Annotated in this window: 17 protein-coding genes; 3 read left to right on the top strand and 14 right to left on the bottom strand. The window is 66.0% G+C overall.

From position 1 onward, the window contains the following. Nucleotides 1-274 precede the first annotated feature (274 nt). Genes FHR73_RS08070 through FHR73_RS08045 form a run of 6 tightly spaced genes read right to left on the bottom strand, consistent with a single transcriptional unit; the run spans nt 275 to nt 5,376 of the window. Nucleotides 275-928, bottom strand: coding sequence for an HAD family phosphatase (locus FHR73_RS08070; protein WP_183630409.1), 654 nt, complete (start codon nt 926-928; stop codon nt 275-277). After that, nucleotides 925-1,914 carry an ABC transporter ATP-binding protein gene (locus FHR73_RS08065; protein ID WP_183630408.1) on the bottom strand — a complete coding sequence of 330 codons (990 nt, stop codon included), beginning with the start codon at nt 1,912-1,914 and terminating at the stop codon, nt 925-927. Before FHR73_RS08065 ends, FHR73_RS08070 begins: the two co-directional genes overlap by 4 nt. Then, nucleotides 1,911-2,696, bottom strand: coding sequence for an ABC transporter permease (locus tag FHR73_RS08060; protein WP_183630407.1), 786 nt, complete (start codon nt 2,694-2,696; stop codon nt 1,911-1,913). The genes FHR73_RS08065 and FHR73_RS08060 overlap by 4 nt, the downstream gene beginning before the upstream one ends. Beyond that, on the bottom strand, nt 2,683-3,516 hold the full coding sequence (locus tag FHR73_RS08055) for an ABC transporter permease subunit (protein WP_183630406.1): 834 nt from the start codon (nt 3,514-3,516) through the stop codon (nt 2,683-2,685). Before FHR73_RS08055 ends, FHR73_RS08060 begins: the two co-directional genes overlap by 14 nt. Further along, entirely contained in the window at nt 3,513-4,310 is a 798-nt protein-coding gene (locus FHR73_RS08050) for an alkaline phosphatase family protein (protein WP_183630405.1), read from the bottom strand. Before FHR73_RS08050 ends, FHR73_RS08055 begins: the two co-directional genes overlap by 4 nt. Nucleotides 4,311-4,314: 4 nt before the next feature. Further along, nucleotides 4,315-5,376 carry an ABC transporter substrate-binding protein gene (locus FHR73_RS08045; protein WP_183630404.1) on the bottom strand — a complete coding sequence of 354 codons (1,062 nt, stop codon included), beginning with the start codon at nt 5,374-5,376 and terminating at the stop codon, nt 4,315-4,317. A gap of 182 nt (nt 5,377-5,558) precedes the next feature. Here FHR73_RS08045 and FHR73_RS08040 point away from each other — a divergent pair, with 182 nt between their 5' ends. Next, on the top strand, nt 5,559-6,296 hold the full coding sequence (locus FHR73_RS08040; RefSeq protein WP_183630403.1) for a UTRA domain-containing protein: 738 nt from the start codon (nt 5,559-5,561) through the stop codon (nt 6,294-6,296). Nucleotides 6,297-6,303: 7 nt separating this feature from the next. Here the strand turns inward: FHR73_RS08040 and FHR73_RS08035 are convergent, their stop codons facing one another. The 6 genes from FHR73_RS08035 to minC all read right to left on the bottom strand — a co-directional run bounded on the left by FHR73_RS08035 (nt 6,304) and on the right by minC (nt 11,018). Then, nucleotides 6,304-7,593 (bottom strand): M18 family aminopeptidase, encoded by a 1,290-nt coding sequence (locus FHR73_RS08035; protein ID WP_183630402.1) that lies wholly within the window; start codon nt 7,591-7,593, stop codon nt 6,304-6,306. Between the two features lie 88 nt (nt 7,594-7,681). Beyond that, nucleotides 7,682-8,260 (bottom strand): trans-aconitate 2-methyltransferase, encoded by a 579-nt coding sequence (locus FHR73_RS08030; protein WP_183630401.1) that lies wholly within the window; start codon nt 8,258-8,260, stop codon nt 7,682-7,684. A 45-nt stretch (nt 8,261-8,305) separates the two neighbouring features. Continuing rightward, entirely contained in the window at nt 8,306-8,941 is a 636-nt protein-coding gene (locus FHR73_RS08025; RefSeq protein WP_183630400.1) for an RluA family pseudouridine synthase, read from the bottom strand. 117 nt (nt 8,942-9,058) lie between these two features. Then, on the bottom strand, nt 9,059-9,313 hold the full coding sequence (gene minE / locus FHR73_RS08020; RefSeq protein WP_017642793.1) for a cell division topological specificity factor MinE: 255 nt from the start codon (nt 9,311-9,313) through the stop codon (nt 9,059-9,061). Continuing rightward, a complete protein-coding gene (minD, locus tag FHR73_RS08015) occupies nt 9,310-10,128 on the bottom strand; it encodes a septum site-determining protein MinD (RefSeq protein WP_133859342.1) in 819 nt (272 codons plus the stop codon). Before minD ends, minE begins: the two co-directional genes overlap by 4 nt. Before the next feature lie 134 nt (nt 10,129-10,262). Then, nucleotides 10,263-11,018, bottom strand: coding sequence for a septum site-determining protein MinC (gene minC, locus FHR73_RS08010; protein WP_183630399.1), 756 nt, complete (start codon nt 11,016-11,018; stop codon nt 10,263-10,265). A gap of 151 nt (nt 11,019-11,169) precedes the next feature. On the opposite strand from minC, the gene FHR73_RS08005 reads away from it, so the two are divergent. Together FHR73_RS08005 and FHR73_RS08000 are read left to right on the top strand one after the other, a co-directional pair. Then, complete coding sequence (locus FHR73_RS08005; protein WP_183630398.1) at nt 11,170-12,105, top strand: lipid A biosynthesis lauroyl acyltransferase; 936 nt, start codon at nt 11,170-11,172, stop codon at nt 12,103-12,105. Beyond that, the gene (locus FHR73_RS08000; RefSeq protein WP_183630397.1) at nt 12,106-13,242 is read left to right on the top strand and encodes a patatin-like phospholipase family protein; all 1,137 of its coding nucleotides are present in this window, start codon (nt 12,106-12,108) and stop codon (nt 13,240-13,242) included. 3 nt (nt 13,243-13,245) lie between these two features. Here FHR73_RS08000 and FHR73_RS07995 read toward each other — a convergent pair whose 3' ends face one another. Next, nucleotides 13,246-13,962, bottom strand: a complete 717-nt coding sequence (locus FHR73_RS07995; RefSeq protein WP_260175684.1) for a VacJ family lipoprotein — start codon at nt 13,960-13,962, stop codon at nt 13,246-13,248. 97 nt (nt 13,963-14,059) lie between these two features. After that, the gene (locus tag FHR73_RS07990; RefSeq protein WP_183630395.1) at nt 14,060-15,370 is read right to left on the bottom strand and encodes a serine/threonine protein kinase; all 1,311 of its coding nucleotides are present in this window, start codon (nt 15,368-15,370) and stop codon (nt 14,060-14,062) included. Nucleotides 15,371-15,597 lie beyond the last annotated feature (227 nt).

Raw genomic sequence — 15,597 nt, 5'->3', positions numbered from 1 at the left:
TAACCGCCGCCGTAGGTTGGACGTAGGTTGGGTTGAGCGCAGCGAAGCCCAGCAGGGACTGCTCGGAGTCGGCGATGTTGGGCTTCGACGATGGAGCCGTCTCAACCCAACCTACGAAAACATCGGCAACCGGTGGGAACGGCCGTAGGTTGGGTTGAGCGCAGCGAAGCCCAACAGGGCTTGCTCGGGGCCGATGATGTTGGGCTTCGACGATGGAGCCGTCTCAATCCAACCTAGGAACATCGGCAACACGAATAGAGGGCCGCGCTGCGAGTTAGCGCCAGTTGAGGATCGGCCAGCCGGCCTGAGTGGCGCGTTCTCGTAGCACCGGGTCCGGGTTGACCACGTGCGGCTTGCCCACCGCTTCGAGCAGTGGCAGGTCGTTGCGCGAGTCCGAGTAGAAGCTTGCGCTGTCCAGCAGGCTGCGGTCGCCGCCGAGCAGTTCCAGCAGTCGGGTCAGCTTGCCTTCGCGAAAGGTCATGACACCCTCGACCTGGCCGCTGTAGACGCCGTGGCTGACCTGCAGGTCGATGGCCAGCACCTCTTCCACGCCCAGGCGTTCGGCGATGGGCTCCACCAGATGCACCCCGGAGGCCGAGACGATGATCACCCGGTCACCGGCGGCGCGGTGGGCGGTGATGCATTTCATGGCGTCGCTGAAGATCAGCGGCTCGATGACGTCCTCGACCCAAGGACCGACCTCGAAATCCACCTCTTCGGGCGTGCGGCCCACCAGGGGTTCGAGGTGGAAGGCCATGTAGTCTTCCATGGCCAGTTCGCCCTGGGCGTAGGCCGCCATCAGCTCGCTGTCGCGCCGCACGAAGGACTCGCGGTCGACCCAGCCGAGCACGCCCATCTGCTGGCTCCAGAGGCTGGAACAGTCACCGTCGATAAGGGTTTCGTCGAGATCGAAAATCGCCAGGGTCATGCCACTTCTCTCAGGCTGTCGGAATCGACGGCCAGGGTGACGGCTGTGCCGTTCGCCTGCAAGGCCGAAGGGCCATGGTTGAGAACGTCGACATTGAGTTCGCAGGCTTCGGTGGCGATCCGGTAGCGGATCACGTTGCCCAGCAGGCTGTGGCCGACGATACGGCCACTGAAACCACCGGCGACGCCAAGCCTTATGGCCTCGGGTCGAATCGCCACCTGTCCCTGGAAGGTCTGGCCGAACAGCCGGCTGGCCTGGTCGGCGCTGAGCAGGTTGTAGTTGCCGATGAAACCGGCGGCGAAGGCATCCACCGGCGCGGTGTAGAGGGTCTCGGCATCGCCGCTCTGGACGATGCGCCCCTCGCGCATCAGCACGATGCGATCGGACAGGGTGAGGGCTTCTTCCTGGTCGTGGGTGACGAACACCGTGGTCAGGCCCAGCTCCTGCTGGATGGCGCGAATCTGCTCGCGCAGGTGGCGACGGATGCGGGCATCCAGCGCCGAGAGGGGTTCGTCCAGCAGCAGCAGCCGCGGCCGCACGATCAGCGAGCGGGCCAGGGCCACCCGCTGGCACTGGCCACCGGAGAGCTGGTGTGGATAGCGCGTGGCGAAGCCTTGCAGTTCCACCAGGGTCAGGACCTCCTGCACGCGCTGCTGCACCTCGTCCCGTGCCAGGCGCTGCATGCGCAGGCCGAAGGCGACGTTCTGCTCCACCGTCATGTTGGGAAACAGCGCGTAGCTCTGGAACACCATGGCGATGCCGCGGCGTTGCGGCGGCAGCCGGGTGATGTCCTGGCCGGCCAGCACGATGCTGCCGCGGTCGACCTCGGTGAGTCCGGCCAGGCAGCGCAGCAGGGTGGACTTGCCGCAGCCCGAGGGGCCGAGCAGGGTCACCAGTTCGCCCTGTTCGGCATGAAAGTCGATGTCGGTGAACAGGGTGTTGGCGCCGTAGCGCTTGTGCAGTCCCTTGACCGCGAGATAGCTCATGTCCGCTCCCGATTCAGGCGATTGGCGATCCAGGTCAGCAGCAGGACCGCGAGGAAGTAGGAGATCACCAGGGCGCTGGTCAGGTGGCCGCTGCCGTTGCGCAGGTTGTAGAGGTAGATCTGCAGCGTCTCGTAGCGCGTTCCCACCAGCAGGTTGGCGAAGACGAATTCGCCGATGAGAAAGGAGAAGGACAGGAACAGCGCCACCATCAGCCCAGTGCGCAGATTGGGCAGCACCACCAGCAGGGCGGCGCGCCAGGAGCTGGCGCCGAGCAGGTGGGCGGCGTCCATCAGGTCGCGCAGATTCAGCGCCTGGAGGTTGTTGCTGATGGCGCGGTACATGAAGGGCAGGGCGATGGTGAAGTAGCAGAACACCAGGATCCAGGGCGTGCCGGTCAGCGGCAGCGGACCGCTCGCGTAGAGCTGCAACAGACCGACCGCCGAGACCACCGGCGGTACGGCGAAGGGCAGCAGGATCAGCACGTTCATCAGCGCATCCAGTCGCGGAAAGTGATAGGCGACGGCGAACATGGCCGGCAGGATCAGCACGCAGGACAGCGCCAGGGCGCCAAAGCAGATCGCCAGGGAGCGACCGAAGGCGGCGAGAAAGCGCGGCTCGCTCCACAGCTGCAGGTACCACTTGAAGGTGAAGCCCGCCGGCAGCAGGGTCGCCGACCATTGGGTGGCCAGGGAATAGACGAGGGTCGCGGCCAGGGGCGTGAGCAGGATCAGGAACAGGATCCAGACCACTGTCCGGTGATACAGGCGCTCAGTTCTGGACATGCCGACTCCGCCGTAGCAGCCACTGATGGACGAGGGTGATCAGGGTCATGAAGGCCACCAGCAGCATGGCCAGCGCCGCGGCCAGGTTGGGCTCCAGATAGATGTCGCCGGACACCAGGGCGGCGATGCGCACCGGCACCACGTTGAAATTGCCGACGGTCAGGGCATACACGGTGGCGTAGGCGCCCAGGGCGTTGGCCAGCAGGATGATGAAGGTACCGACCAGCGCCGGGCTGAGCACCGGCAGGCCGATGTGCCGCCAGTATTGCCAGGTGCCGGCGCCGAGCAGCGCCGCCGCGTCGCGCCAGTCCTGCTTGAGGGCTTCGAAGGCGGGGAACAGCAGCAACACGCCCAGGGGAATCTGGAAGTAGGTGTAGATGAGGATCAGGCCGCCCTTGGTGTAGAGGTTGAAGCCTTCGATCAGTCCGAATTGCTTGAGCGCCAGGGTCAGGCAGCCGTTGATGCCCAGCAGGATGATGAAGGCGAAGGCCAGCGGTACCCCGGCGAAGTTGCTGGTCATGTTGGTGAAGGCCACCACGAAGCTGCGCAGCCGCGAATCGACGCGGGTCAGCGAATAGGCGCCGAGAAGGGCGATGAGCAGCCCGCAGACGCTGGACCAGAGCGAGATCTCCAGGGAGAAGCGGATGGCCTGCAGGTAGAAGGGCGAGCCGAGGATCTCGGCGTAGTTGCCGAGGCCCCAGCCGCTCTCGCTGGAATTGAAGCTGTTGAAGGCGATCCAGGCCAGGGGCGCCAGCTGGAAGGCGCCGAACACCAGCAGGAAAGGCAGGATCAGCAGCAGGGCGAGCCAGGGCCGCTTCATGCCAGCAACTCCCGGCACAGGGGCTTGTCGTGGGCGAGGCCCAGCAGCGTGCAGACGGTGCCGCAGAGCTCCACCTGGCGCGGTGTGGCCTCGCCCAGGGAGAAGCCCGCGCCGAAGACGAACAGGGGCACCTCGCGTTCTTCTGGAAGCGTCCCGCCGTGGCTGCGGTCGTCGTTCATGCCGTGGTCGGCGGTCACCAGCACCTGGTAGCCGGCGTCCAGCCAGGCGGGCAGGTAGTGGGACAGCAGGCCGTCGGCGCGGCGCGCGGCATTGCGGTATTCGGGGCTGGAGAGGCCGTGCCGGTGACCGGCATCGTCGATGTTCATCGGATGCACCAGCAGGATGTCCGGCGCCTGGGTCAGGCGCAGGTGCTCGGCGTCGTCGAACAGATGGGAATCCGGGTAGTGGTCGGCGTAATAGAAGTGGCCGTGCTGGATCGGCAGGGCGGGGTTGCTGACGTGCCGGTCCCGCGCCCGATCGAAGGGACTGCGGTTGTAGAGTTCGCTGACCCAGTGATAGGCCGCCGCGGCCGTGGTAAGGCCGGCGGCCTGGGCCAGATGGAAGAGGCTGGTCTGGTTGGACAGCCGATCCACGCCATTGTGGACGATGCCGCTGCTCACCGGGGGCACCCCGGTGAGCAGGCATTCGTAGAGCGGGCGGGAGAGCGAGGGCAACTCGCACTCCAACCGGTAGAGGCGACCCCGGCCAGCCAGGCAGAGCGCCTGGAGAAAGCCGAGTCCGTGTTCGGCGACCCTCAGCGCGAGTCCGTCCAGCACGACCAGGATGACCTTCATGACGTCACTGCTGCATGTTGATCAGAACGTGTTCCTGCCAGAGTCGCGGCAGGCGCTTGGAGGTTTCCTCCCAGGCCTTGGCGTCGGCGATGGGCCGTGCCTTGGCGTATTGCGCCTGGGGCAGCAGCTTGGCCTGGACATCGGCCGGCAGGGTCAGGTGCTCGGCGCGGATCGGCCGGGCATAACCCTGGGCCAGGTTGATCTGGCCGGCGTCGGAGAAGATGTACTCGCGGGCCAGCTTGGCGGCGTTGGGGTGCTTGGCGTACTTGTTGATGATGGTGGTGTAGCCGGAGGTCACCGAGCCATCGGAGGGGATCAGTACCTCGAAGCGCGAGCGATCGATCTGGTCGCGATAGCTCAGGGCGTTGAAGTCCCACACCACCCCGACTTCCACTTCACCCTTCTCGAGGTTGGCCACCACCGGGTTGGTGAAGGCCAGGCGCCCCTGCTTGGCCAGCTTGGCGAAGAAGTCCAGCGCCGGCTTGATGTTCTTCTCGTCGCCGCCGTTGGCATAGGCCGCTGCCAGTACGCCGCTCACCGCCTGGGAGGCGGCGCTGACGTCGCCGATGGTGACCTTGTAGTTGCCCTTGAGCAGATCGGCCCAGGAGTGGGGGACGTCCTTGACGGTCTGCTTGTTGACGATGAAGGCGATGGTGCCGGTATAGGCCAGCGCCCAGTGACCGTCGCTGTCCTTGGCCCAGCTCGGTACCTGGTCCCAGGTGCTCGGCTTGTAGGGCTGGGTAACGCCCTTCTGTACGGCGATGGGGCCGAAGGAAGCACCGACGTCACCGATGTCGGCGGAGGCGTTCTCGCCTTCGGCGGCGAACTTGGCGATCTCCTGGGCGGAGCTCATGTCGGTATCCTGGTGCTTGAGTCCGTATTTCTGCTCAAGGTCCTGCCAGGTGCCTTTCCAGTTCGCCCAGGTATCGGGCATGCCGACGCTGTTCACCTCGCCTTCCTTGCGGGCGGCGGCTTCGAGGGATTTGAGATCGGCGGTATCGGCGAAGGCGGTACCGGCCTGTAGCGCAACGGCAGTGGCCAACAAGGAAGCAAGCAGACGGGTCATACGGGTGCTCCAGGTGTTAGGGCTTGGTCTAGGTCAGCAAGACACAGGCCAATCTAGGACCGGGGTATGACGATTTGATGGCAATGCGCCCTGTTTCACCGCTGGCACGGGCGCTGCAATCGTCACCAAGCGGTCATCTGGCCGTCTTAGTCTCCCAACAAACCCTAGTCGAGGCGTTACGGGTGCACCAATCCGAAACTGGTCTAGTCCAAAGAAGTGCACCGGGTGCCGGTGCCATCCGCCAGGCGCTGCAAGAGCAGATCGCCCATGGCCTGCTGCCGGCGATGGAGCGCCTGCCTTCCGAGCGCCAGCTCAGCGAGCTGTTCGCCACCACCCGGATCACCCTGCGCGAAGCCCTGCTGCAGCTGGAGGCGCTGGGGCTGATCTATCGCGAAGAGCGGCGTGGCTGGTTCGTCGCGCCGCCGCGGCTGGCCTACAACCCTCTGGCGCGGACCCATTTCCACGCCATGGTGGAGGCCCAGGGACGGGTGCCGGCGACCGAGGTGGTGGCGGCGCGGCAGATGCTGGCATCCGCGGAGATCTGTCGTCTGCTGGAGTTGCCGGCGCTGTCCAGCGTCTACCAGATCCGCCGGGTCCGCCGGGTGGACGGCCGGCTGGTGCTCTATGTCGAGCACTACCTCAATGCCGCCTATTTCCCGGGCTTGCTGGAGCACGACCTGCAGCGCTCCCTCACCGAGTTGTATCGCGACCGCTACGGCATTCGCTACGGCGAGGTGCGCTTCGAGATCTTGCCCACGGCGCTGCTGCCGGAAGCGGCCCAGGCGCTGCGGGTGGCCCAGGGCAGTCCGGCGCTGCACATCACCCGCATCAACCACGACCAGCAGGGGCGACTGATCGATTGCGACCTGGAGTTCTGGCGGCACGACGCCATCCAGGTCAGGGTCGAGGTGCCGGACTAGTCCGGCTTCAGAGCGGCAGTTCGCTGCTCGAATAGAAGGCCGTCAGCACCTTGATCAGATGGCCCAGGTCGTGGCTGCCGGCCAGTTCGCGGATGGAGTGCATGGCGAAGGTGGGCAGGCCGATGTCCACGGTGCGCACCCCCAGTTGCCCGGCGGTGATGGGGCCGATGGTGGAACCGCAACCCATGTCGCTGCGCACCACGAAGCTCTGTACCGGCACGCCTTCGCGCTGGCAGAGGTCGCGGAAGAAGGCCGCGGTTTCGCTGCTGGTGGCGTAGCGCTGGTTGGCGTTCACCTTGATCACCGGACCGCCGTTCAGTTTCGGGCCGTGGTTGCCGTCGTGCTTGTCGGCATAGTTGGGGTGCACGCCATGGGCGTTGTCGGCCGAGATCAGCAGCGAGCGCTGCAGGGTGCGGGTGAAGGCATCCCCGGCGGGCAGCAGGCGTTGCAGCACCTGTTCGAGGAAGGGACCGTCGGCGCCGCAGCAGGAGGTGGAGCCCACTTCCTCGTGATCGGTGCAGACCAGCACGGCGTTCTCGTCGCCCTCGTCTGCCAGCAGGGCTTCCAGACCGGCATAGCAGGACAGCAGGTTGTCCAGGCGGGCGGCGGCGATGAAGTCGTCATCCAGCCCGATCAGGGCGGCGGGCTGGACATCATAGAAGCTCAGTTCGAAATCCAGCACCTCGGCGTCGCCGATGCCGTGTTCCCGTTGCAGGCGCGCGGCCAGCAGGGCGCGGAAGTCGCGCCGCTCGCCAGCCGGCACCTGGGCGAGGATCGGCGGCAGCTCGTTCTGGGCGTTGATGGCCCAGCCCTGGTTGGCTTCGCGATTGAGGTGGATGGCCAGGTTGGGAATGATCGCCAGCGGCTTGCGGAAGTCGATCAGCCGACTCTGCACCCGGCCCTCGGCGCGATAGGTCACCCGGCCCGCCAGGGACAGGTCGCGGTCGAACCAGGGCGCCATCAGCAGGCCGCCGTAGACCTCGACGCCCAGTTGCCAGAAGCCCTGCCGCTGCAGCTCCGGCTGCGGCTTGACCTTGAGGCAGGGGCTGTCGGTATGGGCGCCGACCAGGCGCAGACCGCGCTCCAGCGGTTGGGCACCCAGGCGCACGGCAATCAGCGAGGACTCGTTGCGGGTGACGTAGTAGCGTCCACCCGGCTGCACGGACCAGCTCTCGCGCTCGTCCAGGCGCTGGTAGCCGGCGGCTTCAAGACGGTGGGCGAGGGTCGCGGTGGCGTGGAAGGGCGTGGGCGAACGGGAGAGGAAATCGATGAGGCCTTGGATCTGATCGGTACGCATGGACGACTCCGGACGACAAGGCGTCCAGTCTAGGTTCTGGACCGAGGGGAGTCGAGCGTAGCGCCCAGGCCTGGCGGCCCCTCAGGACTCAGCGGCGCCGCAGCACCAGGTGATGGATGTGCCAGTGCTTGGGCCGCCCGACCGCGGTATGGCCGTCTTCCTGCTCTTCCCGATGCAGGAGGACGTCCCAGTCCCGGAGCAGCTGCTGCAGGGCCGCGGCGTCGACGACCGTCACGCCCTTGCTGGCCCAGCTGTCCCGCTCGCCGAACAGCTGGCCGCAGAACAGGCCACCCGGGCGCACCGCCGCGGTGATCGCGGTCCAGAGCAGCGGGAAGCGCTCAGGCGCGCAAAAGGGCATGGCGAAGCTGGAATTGACCAGCTCGCAGGGGGGGATTTCGACCATTTCAAAGCGCGCCTGGCGGGTTTCCAGACGTGTCCGCAACAGGACCGGCGTGCGTTCGCGCAGGGTGCTCAGCGCCTCGGCCTCGGCATCCACCGCCAGCACCTGCCAGCCCCGTTCCAGCAGGACGAGGGTGTCGCGGCCGATGCCACAGCCCAGATCCAGCGCCAATCCCGGCGGATTCGCGCGGAGTGAGAGGGCCTGCAGCAAGGTCTCGCGCGGACCGCCCGCGGCGGTGGCGGTGTAGTAGGACGTCCAGTGCGACAAGCGGCACTCCTCCGGTCGAGCGCCTCAGTATGCCAGCGCCGAGGCTCAGAACGGAGCGGGACTGGTAAAGCTCATCCGCTCGCCCGTGACGGGATGGGTCAGCGTCAGCAGGCTGGCATGCAGGCAGAGGCGCGGCTGGGCCGCCAGCGCCTCGCCCTCGGCATAGAGCTGGTCGCCCAGCAGCGGATGCCCGATGCTCAGCATATGGACGCGCAGCTGATGGGAGCGACCGGTGATGGGGGTAAGCTCCACCCGGCTGTAGTGGCCATGGCGCTCCAGCACCTGCCAGAAGGTCAGCGCATGGCGTCCCAGTTCGTGATCCACCACATGGCGTGGCTTGGTCGGCGGGTCGTAGCGCAGCGGCAATTCGATGCGGCCGCTGTTGGCCTCCGGCTCGCCCCAGCAGAGGGCGGTGTAGGCCTTTTCCGTCTCGCGATCGTGGAATTGCCGGGACAGCTCGCGATGGCTGTCGGCGTCCCGCGCCAGCACGATGACGCCCGAGGTCTCCCAGTCCAGGCGATGGACGATGCGCGCCTCGGGATAGCCGTTTTCCTGCAGGCGGGTCACCAGGCAGTCGCGGTTGTCTTCGGCGCGACCGGGGACCGACAGCAGCAGGGTGGGCTTGTCGACCACCAGCAGGGCGGCGTCCTGGTGAATGATGCGGATATTGGAAAGGGGCATGGGCTTCCTAGAGGCCTGGTCGCGAATCGCGGCACCTCGCTGGGCGGGTGCGGAGGATTCGACTGGCTTAAACGCCAGCGGCGGCCCTGGGGCCGCCGCTGTCCTGCTGGGCTCGCCTTAGCGGTCGGGCAGGGTGATATTGAGTTCGAGGATCGAGCAGCTGCCCTGGTTTTCCAGTTCGACCTGGATCTGGTCCTGCTCGATGGGCACGTACTTGCGGATCACTTCCAGCAGGTCCTTCTGCAATTGCGGCAGATAGTCCGGCTGCTCGTGGCGACCGCGTTCGTGGGCCACGATGATCTGCAGCCGCTCCTTGGCTATCGAAGCGCTGTTCTGCTTCTTCCGATCGCGAAAGAAGTCGAAGATGTTCATTCGCTACCACCCCCGAACAGACGTTGCAGGAAGCCTTTCTTCTTCACGTCGAGGAAGCGATAGGCCACTTCCTTGCCGAGCAGTCGTTCCACGGTATCACTGTAGGCCTGACCGGCGTCGCTCTGTTCGTCGAGAATTACCGGGATACCCTGGTTCGATGCCTTGAGCACCGCCTGGGATTCGGGGATCACGCCGAGCAGGCGGATGGACAGGATCTCTTCCACGTCCTCGACGCCGAGCATTTCGCCCTTGGTGACGCGCTCGGGGTTGTAGCGGGTCAGCAGCAGGTGTTCCTTGATGGCTTCCTCGCCCTTTTCCGCGCGGCGCGACTTGCTGGCCAGCAGGCCGAGCATGCGGTCGGAGTCACGGACCGAGGAGACTTCGGGGTTGGTCACCACGATGGCCTCGTCGGCGAAGTACATCGCCAGGTGGGCACCCTTCTCGATCCCGGCCGGGGAGTCGCAGACGATGAAGTCGAAGGTCTGCTTGAGTTCGTTGATCACACGCTCGACGCCGTCCTGGGTCAGGGCGTCCTTGTCACGGGTCTGGCTGGCGGCCAGCACGAACAGGTTCTCGAGACGCTTGTCCTTGATCAGGGCTTGGCTCAGGGTGGCTTCGTTGTTGATCACGTTGACGAAGTCGTACACCACGCGGCGCTCGCAGCCCATGATCAGGTCGAGGTTACGCAGGCCGACGTCGAAGTCGACGATGACGGTCTTGTGGCCGCGCAGGGCGAGACCGGTACCGATGGCGGCGCTGCTGGTGGTCTTGCCCACGCCGCCCTTGCCGGAGGTGACTACGAGTACTTTGGCCAAACTGATTCACCTTGATCGAAAGTAATAACTGAAGCGACTCGGTGCCCTCGGTGACGAGATTGCAGGCAGTGTCGCGCTTCGTGTTGCCGTTGGCGGCTTAGGCGCCAAGTGCGAAAAATTCGCGGAAGTATCCGTTAAAGACGGGTGATGTTCAACACATCTCCCACCAGGCTGACCTGTACCGGATTGCCCCATTGTGGATGGCGTCGCAGGTCCTCGGCGACCTTGTACTGGCCGGCGATGGAGAGCAGTTCCGCGGTCAGCTGCTGGCAGAAAATCCGCGCTTTAGTATCACCTTTTACGCCGGCCAGTGCCCGACCGCGCATGGGGCCATAGACATGGATGTTGCCGTCGGCGAGCAATTCGGCGCCCGGGCTGACCGGCGCCAGCACCACCAGGTCACCGGCCGGGGCATAGAGCTGCACGCCGCCGCGCACCGGGGCGGTGATGATCTTGGTCGGATTGATCGGCGGGGCGGGCGGTGCAGCCGGTTTGGCCGGTTCCGCCGGCTTCACCGGTTCGCGATCGCGCGGTTCGACCTGGCGCTCGCGACCGCCGGAGCTGGGCGGCAGGATCGGCAGGTCGTAGTCGTTGGCGGCGGCCAGGTCCATGCTGCGACTGGCGCGCAGGGCCAGGGTGCGCAGGCCGTGCCGGCGGCAGAGGTCGAGGAGGGCGCCCAGGTCGAGCGGACCGGCATCCTCGGCGAGCTTGTCGAGGCCGAGCACCAGCGGCGTTTCCTGGAAGAAGTTGGGGGCCTGGGCGACCTTCTGGGCCAGTTGCCGGTCCAGGCGCCCCAGGTCATTGCGGAGAAGCTCCAGCACGGTCACGGCGAGCATGTTGCCCTTGAGCTGGAAGACGGAGTCGCTTTCGGAAGGATCGGCTGCGGTCATGGTGGGTACTTGTGCTTGGATGGCGGGACTTATAACGGGATGCCCCGCGTGTCGCAACCCTCACCGGGTCTGGGGGGCCGTGACTGTGAAGGCTACGGGAAATCTGCGCGAGCCCTGTAGAATGGCGCGACCTTTTCATGCAGGAGTTCCGATGGAGCGGCCGTCTTTCCGCCTCGCCTTTCTCAATCCACGTTATTGGCCGCTCTGGCTGGGGCTGGGTCTGCTCTGGCTGCTGGTGCAACTGCCCTATGCCGTGCTGCTGCGGCTCGCCCAGGGACTCGGCTGGATCTTCTATCACGTCGCCGGTCAGCGCCGCGCCATCGCCCGCCGCAACCTGGAACTCTGCTTTCCCCAGCTCGACGAGCGGGCGCGCGATCGCCTGCTCAGACGCAATTTCGCCAGCAGCGCCATGGCCCTGCTGGAGATGGCCATGAGCTGGTGGTGGCCGCGGCAGCGCCTGGCCCGGCTGGCCCATATCGAAGGCCTCGAGCATCTGCAGGCCGCTCAACGCGAAGGTCAGGGCGTGATCCTCATGGCGCTGCATTTCACCACTCTGGAAATCGGCGCGGCGCTGCTCGGGCAGCGGCACACCATCGATGGCATGTACCGCCAGCACAAGAATCCGGTGTTCGACTTCATCCAGCGTCGCGGTCGCGAGCGCCACAACCAGGACGCTACCGCCATCGAGCGCGAGGACGTGCGCGCCATGCTCAAGGTGCTGCGGGCCGGGCGGGCCATCTGGTACGCGCCCGATCAGGACTACGGCGCCAAGCAGAGTCTGTTCGTGCCGCTGTTCGGCATCCAGGCGGCCACCGTGACGGCCACCACCAAGTTCGCCCGCCTGGGACGGGCGCGGGTGCTGCCCTTCACCCAGGAGCGCCTGGCGGACGGTTCGGGCTATCGCCTGGTCGTTCATCCGCCGCTGGCCGACTTCCCCGGCGCGAGCGAGGAAGCCGACTGCCTGCGCATCAATCTCTGGGTCGAGCGCTGCGTCAGCGAGTTGCCCGAGCAGTACCTCTGGGCCCATCGCCGATTCAAGACGCGCCCGCCCGGCGAGCCCAAGCTCTATCCGAAGAAGAAGCGCTAGATGAGCCTGGGCGGCGAGCGGCGCGCCGGGCTGATTCTGGCCGGCGGAGGCGCGCGGGCCGCCTATCAGGTCGGGGTGCTGCAGGTGGTGGCCGATACCCTGGCGGTGCGTTCCGAGAATCCCTTCCCGATCCTCGTCGGTACCTCGGCGGGGGCGCTCAACGCCGCCGTGCTGGGCTGCGGTGCCCTGGATTTCGGCCGAGCGGTGGATCGCCTGGCGGCGGTCTGGGCGAACCTGGACACGGCGATGATCTATCGCAGCGACTGGACCGGGGCGACCCGCCAGGCCGCGCGTTTCGGCCTGCAGACGCTGTTCGGCGCCTGGCGCCAGGAACCCCTGGCCTTGCTCGACAACGCTCCCCTGCGAGCGCTGCTCAGCCGCGAGCTGGATTTCTCCGGGATCACCGCGGCCTTGCGCCAGCGCGCCCTGCGGGCCGTGGCGGTCACGGCCTTCGGCTATGCCTCGGGTCAGGCGATGACCTTCTACCAGAGTCATGGGGCGCTCGATCCCTGGTTTCGTCACCGGCGCGTCGGGGTGCCGGCTCGGCTGGCGGTCGACCACCTGCTGGCCAGCACGGCCATTCCGCTGTTCTTTCCGCCGGTGAAGGTCGGGCGCGAGTTCCTGGGCGATGGCTCGGTGCGGCAGACGGCGCCCATCAGTCCAGCGCTGCATCTGGGGGCGGATCGCATCCTGGTGATCGGACTCGGCGCGCCAGGGGGACACGCGCACGGCCTGCAGGGCCGGCCGCCGACGGTCGCGCAGATCGGCGGCCACCTGCTCAACAGCACCTTCGTCGATGCCCTGGACAGCGATACCGAAACCCTGCGCCGTCTCAATCTGCTGAGCAGTGCGCTGCCGGCGGGGGATCCGGTCAGCGGACGCTTCTGCCGTCCCGTGGAGATGCTGGTGATCTCGCCCAGCCAGCCGCTGGCGGACATCGCCACCCGTCACCGCAAGCGCCTGCCGCCAGCGTTGCGGCAATTGCTGCGGGGTGTAGGGGTGAACCGGCCTTCGGGCAGTGCGCTGCTCAGCTATCTGCTGTTCGAGGCCGCCTACTGCCAGGAACTCATGGCGCTGGGGCGGGCCGACGCCCAGGCCCGCCTGCCCGAGCTGCGGGCCTTTCTCGCCAGCGCCTAGGCCTTATTCGGCGATCTGCAGTTCCCGCGCCTTGGTGTAGAAATAGCGGATCTTCTCGTACTCGAAGGGCGAGTTGAGCTGGCCGTATCTCATGTCGGTCACGTACCTGAGGTTGATGCCACGCAGCACCATGATCTCCGGATGACGACCGCTTTCGTCGCTGACGTTGAGGAAGTTGATCTGCGCCTCGGCGGCGAAGTCCACTGCCAGGCCACCGGTGTCGCGCAGGTTGGACGGACCGAGGATCGGCAGCATCAGGAAGGGACCGTCACCCACGCCATAGAAGCCCAGGGTCTGGCCGAAGTCTTCCGGCTGCTTGATCAGCCCGACGCGGGTCGCCGGGTCCCAGAGGCCGAACACCCCGACGGTGGTGTTGAGCACCAGCCGGCCGGTGGTGTCCAGGGCGCGCCGGCCCTTGAACTGCAGCAGGCTGTTGAGCAGGTTGTTGACGTCGCCCAGGTTGCTGAAGAAGTTGCTCACGCCCGAACGCACGAAGCGCGGGGTGATCCAGCGATAGCCGTTGACCACCGGCAGCAGGACCCATTCGTCCAGCCGATAGTTGAAGTGGTAGACGTGGCGATTCCAGGATTCGAAGGGGTCGTAGACGTCCAGCGCCACCAGGGACGCCCGTTCGAATTCGCGCTGGTCCAGGCCCGGGTTGTACTTCAGGGTCGACAGCGGATTGCTGAAGCCGTCGGCGCCCACCGGCGCGGCCGGCATGGTGTCCGAGCCGATGGTCAGGGTGGAGGAGGGCGGCGGGCTCGATTCGGCGGCGAAGACCGAGGCACTGGCCATCAGGAGGAGAGCGAGCAGGGACTTAACCACGGGCGAAGAACTCCAGCATGGCGTTCGCGTTGACGCGGTAGTTGAGATTGCCGCAATGGCCGCCGTGGGGATAGACGGTCAAGCGATCGCCAAAGGTCTTGCGCAGGAAACCGAGGTCGCCCGGGCCGAGGATGATGTCGTCGGCATTGTGCATGACGCCGATCTTCGGGCTGCTCTTCAGGTAGTCTTCCAGCGCGATGAGGCTGGACTTGCGCGCCAGGTCGTCGAGGTTCTGCCCCTTGAAGTTCTTTTGCCAGAAGGGCATCACCTGCTCGGTCATGTAGCAGTCGAAGTCGCACTGCAGCGAACGGGCGAAGAAGCGCGTCAGGCTGGTGCCCTCGCTGATCGGGTAGGTCGGCGGGGTGATCAGGCCGCGGCGGTTGATCAGGTCGGAGGTGAAGGCGATGTCGGCTGCCGAGAAGCGGAAGGACGAGCCGATCAGCATGGCCAGTTCTTCGTTGCTCAGTCGCTCCGGCGAGCGCTGGAAGTCGCGCACCACGGCGTCGTTGAAGTCGACGTAGCCCTTCTCCTGGAAGTAGCGGGTCAGCTTCGACAGGATCAGCTCGTAGAATGTGCGGTTGTTGGTGACGCCCTTCACCTCGGTCTGCACCAGGCGATCCAGGTTGCGTACCGAGGTCAGCAGATTGACCGGCGGATTGACCATCAGCACCTTCTTGAAGTTGAAGCTGCGCTGGCTCTCGTCCAGGTAGGAGACGAAGGCGGCGTCCAGGCCGCCCAGGCTGTAGCCGGTCAGGTAGTAGTCGGTGACCGGCAGCTTGGGATGCTGGGCGCGCACCGCCTGCATAGCGCGATAGAGATCCTCGGCATCGTGCGGGGTGTAGCCCGGGGTGGCGGTGCGCGACACCGACACCATGAAGTCCCAGCTGGTGGGCGAGGACAGCTGCACCACGTGGTAGCCGGCCGCGTAATACAGCCGCTTGAGATATTCCTGGGTACTCGAGGAATAGTTGGCCCCGGTGCCGGCGATCAGGAAGATCAGCGGCGCCGGATGGTCCTGGCGGGCGAGGCGGTAGTGGAATTTCTTCACCGGCCAGAAGTTGCCAGGCAGCTGGTATTCCCGCTCCGGACGCAGGTTGAGACTGTAGTCATCCTGGTCGATGGTGCTTTCGGGCGGCAGCTCGGGACGGAATTTTTCCGGCGTGGTGACGATGGTGGCTTCGAACGGATTGACCAGTGGATAGCCATAGGTGGCGGCATCCACTTCGGCGGCCGCGTGCGCGGTACCCCAGAGGCCGGAAAACAGCGCGCCCAGCAGGGCGGCGACGCGCAACGAAAGACGCATGGACAGAGTCCTTTCAGAGGGCTTGAGAGCGTAGGTAAGACAACGGTCCGCCAATAGGTTGCATCGGCGGGTGCAGGTTTCTGCGCGGCGTCGATTACAGAGCGGTCGACAGGCTGCGTCAAGCGACATCGCATGTCGTGAAAAGTGCAGCCCTTGTCGCTAACCGGTCGTTATGCGTCGCCCAGACGGTAGTGGCCATCTCGCATTGCCCGAATGATGGGAGTGGG

The organism is Pseudomonas sp. AS2.8 (genome assembly GCF_014190935.1).
Taxonomy (GTDB): Bacteria; Pseudomonadota; Gammaproteobacteria; order Pseudomonadales; family Pseudomonadaceae; genus Chryseomonas.
The sequence above is the reverse complement of the archived record's forward strand: the minus strand, read 5'-3'. Positions and strand labels throughout refer to the sequence as shown.